Origin of the sequence: Paenibacillus azoreducens (assembly GCF_021654775.1) — a bacterium.
Lineage (GTDB): Bacteria > Bacillota > Bacilli > Paenibacillales > Paenibacillaceae > Paenibacillus_AQ > Paenibacillus_AQ azoreducens.
Genome location: NZ_AP025343.1, coordinates 6,507,447 through 6,519,869, shown reverse-complemented (window position 1 = coordinate 6,519,869; position 12,423 = coordinate 6,507,447). Strand labels below are relative to the sequence as shown.

Genomic DNA, 12,423 nt, shown 5'->3' with positions numbered 1-12,423 from the left:
TATTTCGTGCGAGAAAAGGGAGGATTTACCCATGTCCAACGAACGTCCGTTATCTATTGAAACTTTAGCAGTTCATGCAGGCCAGGAGATTGACCCTACGACGCTTTCGCGTGCCGTACCGCTGTATCAAACCACTTCCTACGGCTTCAAAGACAGCGACCATGCGGCCAATCTGTTTGCGCTGAAGGAATTTGGCAATATCTATACACGCCTGATGAACCCGACCACCGATGTGTTCGAGCAGCGCGTGGCTGCGCTGGAAGGCGGGGCGGGCGCGCTGGCGACTTCCTCGGGGCAAGCGGCGATCACTTTTTCCGTATTGAATATTGCCGGAGCCGGGGATGAAATCGTATCTTCCTCGACGCTGTATGGCGGTACGTATAATCTGTTTTCGACGACGCTGGCGAAGCTTGGCATTAAAGTGCATTTTGTCGATGCCAGCAATCCGGAAAACTTCCGCGCAGCGATTACGGATAAAACCAAAGCGCTGTATGCGGAAACGATCGGCAACCCGAAAGGGGATGTGCTCGACATCGAGGCCGTTGCGCAGATCGCTCACGAAAATGGCATTCCTCTCATTGTGGACAATACCTTCCCAAGCCCCTATTTGCTGCGTCCGATCGAGCATGATGCGGATGTGGTCGTTCATTCGGCAACGAAGTTCATCGGCGGCCATGGAACCTCCATCGGCGGCATCATCGTAGACAGCGGTAATTTCGACTGGGCGGCAAGCGGGAAATTCCCGGGTCTGACCGAACCGGATCCAAGTTACCATGGCGTGGTATACACGGATGCCGTCGGACCGATTGCGTATATTATCAAAGCGCGCGTGCAGCTGCTCCGCGACCTTGGCTCCACGATTTCGCCGTTCAATTCATGGATGCTGCTGCAGGGGCTTGAAACACTGCATTTGCGCATGGAACGCCACAGTGAAAATGCGCTTAAAGTAGCGCAGTTCCTGGAAAACCATGATGCGGTAGAGTGGGTGAGCTATGCCGGTCTTCCAAGCCATCCTTCGTATGAGCTGGCGCAGAAATATCTGCCGAAAGGACAGGGCGCGATTTTGACGTTTGGCATCAAAGGCGGAAAAGAGGCGGGACGCAAAGTAATCGAAAATGTGAAGTTGTTCTCCCATCTGGCCAATGTGGGCGATTCGAAGTCGCTGATCATTCATCCTGCCAGCACAACGCATCAGCAATTGTCCGAAGAAGAGCAAATTGCTGCAGGCGTCAATCCGGAAATGCTGCGTTTGTCTATCGGCACAGAAGCGATTGCGGACATTTTGCATGATCTGGAACAGGCGATTACCGCCAGCCAGCAGTAATTATTCATATATGTAAAAGGAACCGTTCCGAATGGAGCGGTTTCTTTCTTTTTGAAGATTCAGAAAAGTAAATTGTGGTGGATCTCCGCCATGCAACGCCACACCGCGCGCAGGGAATTGAACATGTCTTTTTAGAAAGAGAGCGTCAATTAAACGGCTAATTCCGATTGGTATAATAAACGCTGGAACAAAGATAAGTTAGATTATGCAGAACGTACACTCCGGTCATCAGGAAGAAAGGCAGGGAAATTCCGTCGAACACAATAATGAGCGCCCAGGCGACAATGATAGCAATAGATGTAGAGTTCCACGCCACCGCTTTCGCATGGCTTGTGATATATTGGTGGCGTTCATCGAACCGATGCTCTTTTATTCCTTTCCGCTTTGATACGATTTGCAAAATGATATGCACTACAACACCGAAGAAAAGCCCGCCTAATCCATACAGTACATTTAACAGCTGATTACTCAATGTTTTCATCTCCTTCAAAAATAAATATATCCTCCATTTGGCATTCGAAGATCTGGGCAAGCTTATGAGCCAGTACCAAAGAAGGTTTATACTTGTTGTTTTCCAATGAGATGACAGTTTGTCTGGATACATGCAGCCGTGCGGCAAGCTCTTCCTGTGTCATGTTCCAGGCTGTCCGTTTTTCCCGAATTCGCGTTTTCAAATCCGTCCCCGCCAATCTAAATGTAAAGTTAACTTTACGTAAAGTGTACTTTACATGCGAGTTGTTTGTCAATATAGGTAACAGATGCGCAAATACCGTATATTTGCCGGCTGCCACTAATATTCTGTAGGGTAGGGCCGCTGCAACCAGGCTCATTTATCCGGAAAAGAGGGTGGACGTCCAATCATGAAGAGTGATCGATGTCAGAATAACTGCTGCCAAAAAGGCTCTTGCTCCATGTCTGCGTTTGTGGAAGCGGTTTATCCGGTGGAGAAGCGAAATGACGGTATGCTTTTACAAGATCGGGGGCAGGCGCGGGCATGCTCATTGCCGGAAATTGCTTCGCTGGTGGAACTGGCAAGAATCGGATCGATGACGACAGAGGAGGCGATTCTCGCAGCTGATCCGGATTCGATCGGGAGTATTTTGCGTGAAGCCGAACCTTTTTCAACCAAAGATAAAGATCTCGCCGCACCCAAATGTCTGCTTGAATGGTGCGATAACGTACGCGAGTTGGAGATCTTGGCCGAAGACGCCGCCGATCTGCCGCAGCAGGCAGAGGGGATGGCAGGTTTGCTGCTGCTGCGTGAAGCTGACTGGCTTGCGGGTGGCCATTTGAAGGAGCTCTTTGAGGAGTGGACTTTGCAGTATGCTGATGATCGCCCCGGCGGACAACAATGCCCGGACATGACACTCAGAGAACGTCTGCTGTATCGGTGGAAGGGACACTTGGAAACGGTGCTTCATCATTTAGACGATGGGGTTCTGAGCGTGGCTCTGGTAACCGGCATCGACAGGCTGCGTGGACACGCGCGTGAGGCGGAAAGTCTTTCCGATCTGCGGGATATTCAGCTTGAAGCGTTATTCAGGGCCGTGCTCGCCTGCGAGCGTCAGGGACTTGCGCACAAACTTGAGATTCTTGTCCCGTACCCGACTTGCACAGAGGAATGGAATTTCGCCCACGACTTGATCGAGCGGGTTGCGGAAGAAACATATTGCTATCAGCGCCGCGTTGTATCATGCAGCATTGGCGCTTTGGTTGAAGTTGACATTGACGTACGGCTTGCCGCCGATCTGGCGAAAGGCGCCGATTTGATTGTAATGGATAGCAGTGAAAACGCTCATACATGGTCGCAAAATGTTTCCGGTCGAATAGAAACGCTGGCCAGACAAATAAGAAAAAGCAATTCCCGTCTTTCATTGCGTGTATCGGGTTTGCGGAATACGGCTGATTTGCCGGCCATATATCGGGCAGGGATCGAAGGGATCGGCGCTGCATCAAACCTCATACCCGCATTTCGCTTGGCGGCTGCGCAGTTTGAACTGAATAGGAAGGCGCGAAAACAAGAGAAGGCATATTAAAAGGAAAAGATGCGGGAAATCGTGAAGCCAATCATAAAGTCAATCGTGAAGCCAATCATAAAGTCAATCATAGAGCCGCTCATTAGAGTGGCTTTATTTCATTTTATTAATGAAAATGAAGGGCGGAAGAGCACCCTGGATTCTATGCGGATGTTTAGTTGATCTGAATGATCTAACGAAACAGGGAAGTGTTATTGCCGCTAATACGATACCGATCAAAATCTAACAAAACTACAGAACGTTATTTGGAGGAAAAACGCCGAAAAGAACCTTTGTTGAGCTGAATAGCGATACGTAGTTTTGTTAGAATCAAATATAGCGGTGGCTGTCACCATATTTGATTCTAACGGACACAGCGGCCGCTATCGAGGAAAATTTCGACCATTTTGATTTTTAACGGACACAGTCGCCGCTATTTATTCAAAAAGTCCCTTTGGGGCAGTGTTTTGGAGCAATTAAGCGCCGTGGTGTCCGTTAATAATTTAATAATGGCTATTTTTAGCCTCTTAGCGGCTGTTATGTCCGTTAGAAACCCGCATAACCTCACGGTCACCACCAATGAAGAAAATGTTATGGGTTTTATCTCAAAAACGCAAAAGCTCATTTTCGTATAAATTCGGATGGATACTAATAGCGCCTTCGTGAAAGAGGATTCAGAATCCCCGAGTTATGAAGAAACGTGGAAAGTTCATTTTTTTATATTCAATTTTACATATTTTAGCTTGCAACGGGTTTACATTTTTTTAGATTCGGCATATAATAAAAGTGTAAAATTTGCACAAGGGAAAAACAATTGCATTAATACAAAAATGATTATCATTCTCAATTGGACATTACGCGTCCAAGAGTTAAACATGCTGCTTCGGCTTAGTCCGAAGCAGCATGTGCTGTTTTAAGGGTAATAATAATGTTTTTCATTCTCAATTAAGGAAGGTGTACATGATGGAAAATGCTCAAAAGATGACGGCAAAAATTGCAAAAGAAGCTTCTATATCCGGCAGTTCAAAAACACCAAACCCTCACCGCAAGAGACGGATGGATTTCCGAAGTATGCTGCGGAACCGCGAAATGCAGGCTGCAATTCTCAGCGGGGTATTAATGCTTGGCGGGTGGGCCGTAGGTTATGCATCGACTACAGTCTCGATTATCTTGTACATTTTGTCTTATGCAGCCGGGGGCTGGCTCAAGGCAAAGGAAGGTGTAGAGACTCTGATAAAGGAGCGGGAGCTGGACGTCAACCTGCTTATGGTCGCGGCAGCAATGGGTGCCGCAAGCATCGGATACTGGAATGAAGGTGCGATGCTGATCTTTATTTTCGCTTTGAGCGGTGCGCTTGAAAGCTACACCATGGAGCGAAGCAAGAAAGATATCTCCTCATTGATGGCATTGAAGCCGGAGCTTGCGCTTCGGGTCGATGACGGCAAAATGACGCTGGTCTCCATTGATGAACTGAAGATCAAGGACCTGATCCTCGTTAAACCCGGCGAATTGATTCCTGCCGACGGCGTGATCCAAAAAGGCTTTTCGGCAGTCAACCAAGCCTCCATTACCGGCGAGTCCGTTCCTGTAGATAAAGTCCAAGGCGATGAGGTATTTGCCGGTACGCTGAATGGAGAAGGCGTGCTGTATATCGAAGTGACGCAAACTTCGGACGCCACCGTATTTGCGAAAATTATCCGCTTGGTGGAAGAAGCGGAAAATGAGGTTCCGCAGTCCGAACGCTTCATGAAGCGTTTCGAAGCGATTTATGCCCTGATCGTCGTTGCGGTCACCTTGGTGATCATTTTTGCTTCTCCGTTTGTGCTTGGCTGGAGCTTTGGCACATCCTTTTATAAAGCGATGGTATTTCTGGTTGTAGCTTCGCCTTGTGCGCTTGTGGCTTCGATTATGCCGGCTTTGCTGTCGGCGATTTCCAACCGCGCCCGCCACGGTATCCTGTTTAAAGGCGGGGCCCATATGGAGAATATGGCCTTGACCTCTGTGGTTGCTTTTGATAAAACAGGGACGCTGACCGCCGGAGAACCGGTAGTAACGGATCTGATCGCTGCAGATGGTTACGACCGCCAAGAACTGCTTGCTACCATCGCTTCTATCGAACAGTTGTCGGAACATCCGCTCGCAAAGGCGATTGTCGGTAAAGCCGAAGATGAGAACCTGGAACTGCTCCCCGCCGAATCGGTCATTTCTGTTACCGGCTGGGGGATGGAAGGTACGGTAGGCGCAAGAAAGTGGCGGATCGGTAAAACGGATGTGCTCGATCAGATGGAAGAAAGCGAGGATACGGCTTATTGGAAAGAGCAGCGCAGCCGCCTGGGCGGAGAAGGAAAAACCGTATCGTTGATTTTGGAAGGCGAGCGGGTAGCCGGGCTTATCGGCCTGCAGGATGTTATACGTCCGCAAGCTGCGGCGGCGGTGCAAAAGCTGCAAGCCATTGGCGTCAAGGTAGCGATGCTGACCGGGGACCGGAGCGAAACGGCACAGGTGATCGGACGGCAGATTGGTGTCGATTATATCTATTCCGACCTGCTTCCGGAAGAAAAAGTGCAGTATGTGAAACAGCTGCGCGATGAACATGGTCATGTCGTGATGGTCGGCGACGGGGTCAATGATGCGCCTGCGCTTGCCACCGCTACCGTCGGCATGGGCATGGGGATGAGCGGCAGCGGTACGGCGCTTGAAGTCGCGGATGTCGTGCTGATGAACGACAATATCGAGGAAATCGCCGGCACCATCAAGCTGGCCCGCCGCGCCCGTCGGATTATCAAGCAAAATATGACATTTGCGGTTACGGTCATCCTTCTGTTGATGACCAGCAACTTCCTGACGGGAATTGCCTTGCCGTTTGGCGTGGTAGGGCATGAAGGAAGCACCATCCTGGTTATTTTGAACGCGCTGCGGCTGCTGAGATAAATGCCTGCCTCAAGAGGATTTTCGGACCATGTGTCCGGGAATTCTCTTTTTTTAGGACAACATGCGGGAAATCAAGCAATGGATTGATGCGCCAAAATGGACTTTAATCACGAATTTATATAAATTTAATTGTTCACAATTGACCTGATCCCATGTATACTGGTTCTATTGACAGAAGCGTCAGTTTATATGATAATTATTATCAAATAATAATTAGTATAAATAATATAGTGATCCTGGGTATGTCCGGCTTATATGGGCGACTTTCCGGGCACTGGAAGCTTGGAGGGAATCATATGTATAAATCCGTAATTATCGGTACTGGTCCTGCGGGCTTGACCGCAGCTATTTATTTGGCACGCGCCAATTTGAATCCGCTCGTGATCGAAGGGCCGCAGCCTGGCGGACAACTTACGACCACGACAGAGGTAGAAAATTTCCCTGGTTTTCCCGAAGGAATCATGGGACCCGAATTGATGGATAATATGCGCAAACAGGCGGAACGTTTTGGTGCGGAATTCCGTACCGGCTGGGTTAACAGCGTTGAATTGAGCGGCCGTCCATTTAAACTGGACGTGGAAGGCATTGGGGAGTTTGAAACTGAAACCCTGATCATTTCCACAGGCGCCACTGCCAAATACCTCGGCATTCCGGGCGAACAGGAAAATGTCGGACGGGGGGTCAGCACTTGCGCTACCTGCGACGGCTTCTTTTTCCGCGGCAAGGAAATTGTCGTTGTTGGCGGCGGCGATTCCGCGCTTGAGGAAGCAGGTTTCTTGACCCGCTTTGCATCGAAGGTGACATTGGTGCACCGCCGTACGGAATTGCGCGGCTCGAAAATTATGCAGGACCGCGTACGCAGCAATGAGAAGGTCGAATGGGCGCTTGACCGCACACCGATTGAAGTCGTTGCCGATGACCGCGGCGTGAAAGGCCTGAAAGTGCGCAACAACGAAACCGGAGAAGAGGAATTGATCGAAGCCAGCGGCGTATTCGTAGCGATCGGCCATCATCCGAACACAAGCTTCCTGGGTGGACAAATCACCACGGATGCAAACGGATATATTATGGTGCAGCCGGGAACTTCGGAGACGAATATTCCAGGCGTTTTTGCTTGCGGCGACGTTCAGGATACCCGCTACAGACAAGCGATTACGGCGGCAGGAAGCGGATGTATGGCAGCGATGGACTGCGAAAAATACATTGAAAGCTTGGAGCATCACGCAGCCGTACATTAATCCAATTAATTAATTCATAAATGACTCAGCATTTTAAACCGGGGTGGATTCGGTATGGAAAAAGTCATTGTATATACCAACACCAACTGTCCTCATTGCCGTCAAGTTAAAGAATATTTGACCGGAAAAGGCGTAGCGTTCGAAGAGCGCAACATCGGGCAAAACGATGAATATGCCCAGCAAGTATGGAATATGGGAATGCGCGCTGTTCCCGTAACCGTCATTGGCGATCATCGCATTCTTGGCATGAACAAGCTGCAATTCGAGAAATATTTGGGCGAGCAGGCTTAAGTGTTGCCGAAGAGATGCTTTGCCGTTATCATGGATTAATATCGGCTGGAGCGGTGGAATACCGCCTGCGACAATCAAGAAGAGGCAGCGTCCATTGGACGCTGCCTCTTCTGTCATCCAGCCGAATCATGGCAGCCGATGACTGGCTGTGAATCAAAAAATCAGTTTCATAATCAATTGAAAAACGACGTAGGCAGCTACGCCAGACAAGATCAACATGAGTCCCGCTTTTTTCTTGCCTTGAAAAAAACGGAGAATCGCCAGGCTGATAAGGGGAGCGATAATCACCAGAAACAACAGCACGGTAATGAACATTTCTGCAGATATATCGCTGACATCCACGTAGGTCACGGACATTCGCTCCATTTCATGAGTATGGATATGACGGAAATCACATGCAAAGTATTTTTATTATATCGCAATGCATTGATAATTTCCGTAAATTATATAGAATTCAAAAAAAGTTCCCTTTTCCATAACAGAATGAATGAAGAAGAATTTTAGCGAGATACAGCAGGGAAAAGACTGAGCACATACGAATTATTTTTATATAGAAAAGCGGAACGGGGGAATGTAAAACGATGAAATTAACCAACGAACTGATTCAATCCCGCCTGGTCGCCATCGTAAGAGGGATTACGCGGGAAGAGGCCCGCATTGCGGGAGCGGGACTTGTTGCGGGCGGCATCAAATTTATGGAAGTAACCATGAATACGGCCGGTGCCACGGATATGATTCATGACTGGCGCTTGGCGTTTGATGGACAGGCCTATGTCGGAGCAGGGACGGTATTGAATGTAAAAATGGCCGAGGAGGCGGTTTCTGCCGGTGCACAATTTCTGATTTCCCCGAATGTGGATTTGAACGTCATTTCATATGCCCTTGAGCGTGGCATCGATATATGGCCGGGCGCGATGACGCCGACCGAAATCGCAATGGCGTTTCACGCCGGTGCCGAGGTCGTCAAACTTTTCCCTATGGCCAGCCTGGGGCTTGGGTATTTGCGGGAAATTCGGGGACCGTTGAATCATATCCCGTTGATGGCAACCGGCGGGGTGACGCTTGGGAACATCGGGCAATATTTCGAGGCAGGAGCATGCGCGGTCGGGATTGGGAGCAGCCTGCTGCCAAAGGAGGCGCTTAAGGCCGGAAATCGGGAAAGAATTGCCGAATATGCGGCGTCTTTTGTAAAAGCGGCCGGTTGCCCGAGTCATTTTGGGTGATTTTGCGTATTAAGTCATAGATGTTGAAGCCCTGGAATAAAGTCTTTACGAAGGAGTAAATGCGCTGCATGCTGTTTAAAGAACATTTGTCTAATTCAAGATTTTGTGATCGGATTTCAACCATGAATTTAGTATAAATCAAAGAAATCTGGGAGCGGGCAGCGATCGAAAGAACATTTCACCCGGCTGCCTACATCCGTGCAAATCATTGGTTCAACTTATATAGCTGCTGTGAGGTACATCAATAAACGTTTTTCTTATCAAAAGCGGATATGTTGAAGTTGAGGGGAGGGTACGATATGAAATGGAGGCGCAGATCAGTGGCCAAGGTTATGCTCGCCGGTACGCTTATCACGGCATCAATATCCCCAGCTATTGATTGGGAGATGGTCTATGCTTCAGCGACATCCGGTGCGGATGTGGTCAAGAATGAACAGGAACTTCAAACGACGCTGCGGGACGCCATGAGCAAAAGGCTCGGTCAGGTTCAGTTCACTTACCAGGGAAAGACGAGTCAGTTGAAGGCCCAGCTCAAAAATGCACTGGAACATGCGCTTGAAAGCGACCCGTACATGAACTACATCATCGAAAGTTACGGATATTCCTACAGCGGCAACTCGAAGTCGGCTAATGTGAGCGTTCAGCTTAGCTACCGGGAAACGGTGGAGCAGACGGCTTACGTCTCCAAGCGTGTTCAAAGCATTCTGGCCGACATCATAAAACCCGGAATGAATGACCATGAGAAGGTCAAGGCTATCCATGACTGGATCGTACTCAACTTGAAATATGACGATACGCTTCGAAAGTATACGGCTTATGACGGTTTAATCTCCGGCAGCGCCGTGTGCCAGGGATATTCGCTGCTGGCGTATAAAATGCTCACGGATGCAGGGATTACGAACCGGATCGTAGAAGGAACGGCAACGCCGCGGGATACGCAAATCAGCCAGCTTCATGCATGGAATCTGGTGCTTTTGGACGGCAAGTGGTACCATCTTGACACAACCTGGGACGACCCGGCTCCGGACAAGGCCGGCGAAATCGGCATCGGCTATTACCTCCGCACCGACGCGCAGATGAGAAAAGACCATAGCTGGACGAAAAGCTACCCGGCTGCCCATACGCCTTACCGGGATACGCTCAAGAAATTGATCAACCAGAATGACGGGCGGCAAAACTTTTACAAAAAGCTGGAGCGCGTGCTGGAATACCAGCTGTACGATCCGGCGGAGATCGTGAGTTCTAGTTCGAAGCTAAGGGCCAAGGTCAAGGCGGAGATCAAGCAGGGCGGCAATTCCTTGCTGCTGCGCTACCATGGCAGCCATGAGGATCTGATGGACGATCTGCAGGATTTATACCGGCTTGGGGTGAATTCCATCTCCTATGTAGAAAGCGAGCTTGATGATACGCAGGATTTGCGGGTTTACGTTACATGGAAATAATCCCGCGAAATAAGCAAGGTCCCCTCAAAAACTGCTTGGCAGTCAGAAGGGACCTTCTTTTAATTCTCCCGGTTATGCGTCGTCAAGTCGCATTGGTCTAGCGGAATCAGCTTGCTGCCTTTGACCCATTTATAACCGAACCAGATGACAAGGAAAAGCGGGATGCTGGCGTAAGATACCATCAAGCCGTACCAGTCGATGCTTGCTCCGGTAAAGGCGCCGGTATTTTGGCCGGCAATAGCGATCATACATAAGAAAAAGGCAAATATCGGGCCGAACGGGAACCATTTGGCGCGGTACGGCAGCTCATCGAGCGAGTGCCCTTGGGCGATAAATGCGCGGCGGAACCGGTAATGGCAGACGGCGATGCCAAGCCAGTTAATAAAACCGCACATTCCCGAAGCGTTCAACAGCCAATTGTAGACCACGCCGTCTCCGAACAGTGAGGCGAGGAAGGCCAGCATGCCGATCATGGTCGTCATGATCAGCGCATTGATCGGAACGCCGCGGCTGTTCAGCTTGCCGAGCATTTTGGGAGCAAGCCCGTTTTTGGCCATGGCGTACAGCACGCGAGTCGATGAATACATGCCGGAGTTGCCGGCAGACAGCACGGAGCTTAGGATGACCGCATTCATGACGGAAGCGGAAAATGCGAGCCCGGCCTTTTCGAATACAAGCGTAAAAGGGCTGACGCCGATGTTGTTCAGTTCCGTTTTAAGCAAATTCGGATTGGTATAAGGGATCAAAAAGCCGATGACTACAATCGCCAAAATGTAAAAAAGCAGAATCCGCCAGAACACCTGCCGGATGGCACGCGGCACGTTTTCGCGCGGATTTTCGCTTTCCCCGGCAGCAACACCAATCAATTCGGTTCCCTGGAAAGAGAAGCCGGCCGCCATAAATACGCCGATGAAAGCGAAGAAGCCGCCGTGGAACGAACTGCCACCCAGATTGAAATTGCTGAAGCCGACAGGTTTACCGTTAAAAATACCGAAAATCATCAGCGTGCCAAGAACCAAAAATATGATAACCGTTACGATTTTGATAATCGCAAACCAGTATTCCGATTCGCCGTATCCCTTGGCGGAAAGTGCGTTAAGGCCAAACATCAAAGCCAGGAACAGGAAGCTCCACAAAAGCGAAGGGGAATCCGGGAACCAATATTTAATGATCACCGTTGCGGCAGACAGTTCGGCGGCAATCGTGATGGCCCAGTTATACCAGAAGTTCCAGCCGACCGCAAAACCGAAAGCCGGACTGACGAACCGGCTGCCGTACGTGCTGAACGAGCCGGAATCAGGCAGGTAGGTTGCGAGTTCCCCCAGACTCGTCATGAGGAAATATACCATAAGTCCGATTGCGGAATAAGCCAGAATGGCCCCGCCCGGACCCGCGGAGGATATCGCGCTCCCGCTTGCAAGGAAAAGCCCGGTACCGATAGAGCCGCCAAGGGCAATCATTGACATGTGACGGGCTTTCAGAGTTTGCCGCAAAGAGTTCGCGGGTGTTTTGCTAGACATACTATAAAACTTCCCTTCTAAGTCGTGTTCAAAAAGGTCGGTTTTCAGCACCGAGAAACAACCTCTTCTAAATGATTTAAAGCTTGTCATGGAAGGGGATTTACCAGCTAAAAAAGCCCGCAGGCATGGAGTACCTGCGGGCTTGATCTATAGTCCTCTGGTTAGCCGCATCCGTGCATCCATGAAAGATAGCTCATCACGGCTCGGCAAATTTTCAGAAGTGCCGAAAGACCGTGACAGTTCTGTCCCTTTCGGGTACAGCCCCAGCATGCGGATCCGGAAGGACGAACCGCACACTTCGGCAAAAGCGCCCTTCGCTCCCGGATGTATCGGCGGTCCTTACGCCTCCCCGGCAGTTACTCATCGCTTTTGCAACCTCTACCTCACCTTTGCAGGATGAGGTTATCTTCAAGTATTTATTCGTTACTAATACTAAAGC

General features: G+C 49.7%; 11 protein-coding genes and 1 riboswitch. Of the genes, 7 read left to right on the top strand and 4 right to left on the bottom strand.

The features are described from left to right. Positions 1 to 31: 31 nt before the first annotated feature. On the top strand, positions 32 to 1,324 hold the full coding sequence (locus L6442_RS29195) for a homocysteine synthase (protein WP_212979037.1): 1,293 nt from the start codon (positions 32 to 34) through the stop codon (positions 1,322 to 1,324). Positions 1,325 to 1,481: 157 nt separating this feature from the next. Here the strand turns inward: L6442_RS29195 and L6442_RS29190 are convergent, their stop codons facing one another. Beyond that, positions 1,482 to 1,796 (bottom strand): DUF2178 domain-containing protein, encoded by a 315-nt coding sequence (locus tag L6442_RS29190; protein ID WP_212979036.1) that lies wholly within the window; start codon positions 1,794 to 1,796, stop codon positions 1,482 to 1,484. Further along, positions 1,789 to 1,998, bottom strand: coding sequence for a helix-turn-helix transcriptional regulator (locus tag L6442_RS29185; RefSeq protein WP_194232510.1), 210 nt, complete (start codon positions 1,996 to 1,998; stop codon positions 1,789 to 1,791). The genes L6442_RS29190 and L6442_RS29185 overlap by 8 nt, the downstream gene beginning before the upstream one ends. Positions 1,999 to 2,184: 186 nt before the next feature. Here L6442_RS29185 and L6442_RS29180 point away from each other — a divergent pair, with 186 nt between their 5' ends. From L6442_RS29180 to L6442_RS29165, 4 genes are all read left to right on the top strand, one after another. Further along, positions 2,185 to 3,360, top strand: coding sequence for an aldolase/citrate lyase/malate synthase family protein (locus L6442_RS29180; RefSeq protein WP_212979035.1), 1,176 nt, complete (start codon positions 2,185 to 2,187; stop codon positions 3,358 to 3,360). A gap of 942 nt (positions 3,361 to 4,302) precedes the next feature. Next, a complete protein-coding gene (locus L6442_RS29175; protein ID WP_373871820.1) occupies positions 4,303 to 6,270 on the top strand; it encodes a heavy metal translocating P-type ATPase in 1,968 nt (655 codons plus the stop codon). A gap of 296 nt (positions 6,271 to 6,566) precedes the next feature. Then, positions 6,567 to 7,508, top strand: coding sequence for a thioredoxin-disulfide reductase (trxB, locus tag L6442_RS29170; RefSeq protein WP_194232506.1), 942 nt, complete (start codon positions 6,567 to 6,569; stop codon positions 7,506 to 7,508). 54 nt (positions 7,509 to 7,562) lie between these two features. Further along, on the top strand, positions 7,563 to 7,799 hold the full coding sequence (locus L6442_RS29165; protein WP_212979033.1) for a glutaredoxin family protein: 237 nt from the start codon (positions 7,563 to 7,565) through the stop codon (positions 7,797 to 7,799). A gap of 153 nt (positions 7,800 to 7,952) precedes the next feature. Here L6442_RS29165 and L6442_RS29160 read toward each other — a convergent pair whose 3' ends face one another. Then, positions 7,953 to 8,150 carry a hypothetical protein gene (locus L6442_RS29160; RefSeq protein ID WP_194232504.1) on the bottom strand — a complete coding sequence of 66 codons (198 nt, stop codon included), beginning with the start codon at positions 8,148 to 8,150 and terminating at the stop codon, positions 7,953 to 7,955. A 230-nt stretch (positions 8,151 to 8,380) separates the two neighbouring features. On the opposite strand from L6442_RS29160, the gene L6442_RS29155 reads away from it, so the two are divergent. Further along, positions 8,381 to 9,022 (top strand): bifunctional 4-hydroxy-2-oxoglutarate aldolase/2-dehydro-3-deoxy-phosphogluconate aldolase, encoded by a 642-nt coding sequence (locus tag L6442_RS29155; protein WP_212979032.1) that lies wholly within the window; start codon positions 8,381 to 8,383, stop codon positions 9,020 to 9,022. 299 nt (positions 9,023 to 9,321) lie between these two features. Next, a complete protein-coding gene (locus tag L6442_RS29150; RefSeq protein ID WP_212979031.1) occupies positions 9,322 to 10,464 on the top strand; it encodes a transglutaminase domain-containing protein in 1,143 nt (380 codons plus the stop codon). 59 nt (positions 10,465 to 10,523) lie between these two features. Here the strand turns inward: L6442_RS29150 and L6442_RS29145 are convergent, their stop codons facing one another. After that, positions 10,524 to 11,984: an amino acid permease gene (locus L6442_RS29145; protein ID WP_212979030.1), complete on the bottom strand. Its 1,461-nt coding sequence runs from the start codon at positions 11,982 to 11,984 to the stop codon at positions 10,524 to 10,526. Positions 11,985 to 12,165: 181 nt separating this feature from the next. Beyond that, positions 12,166 to 12,373, bottom strand: a riboswitch (Lysine riboswitch). Positions 12,374 to 12,423: the final 50 nt, after the last annotated feature.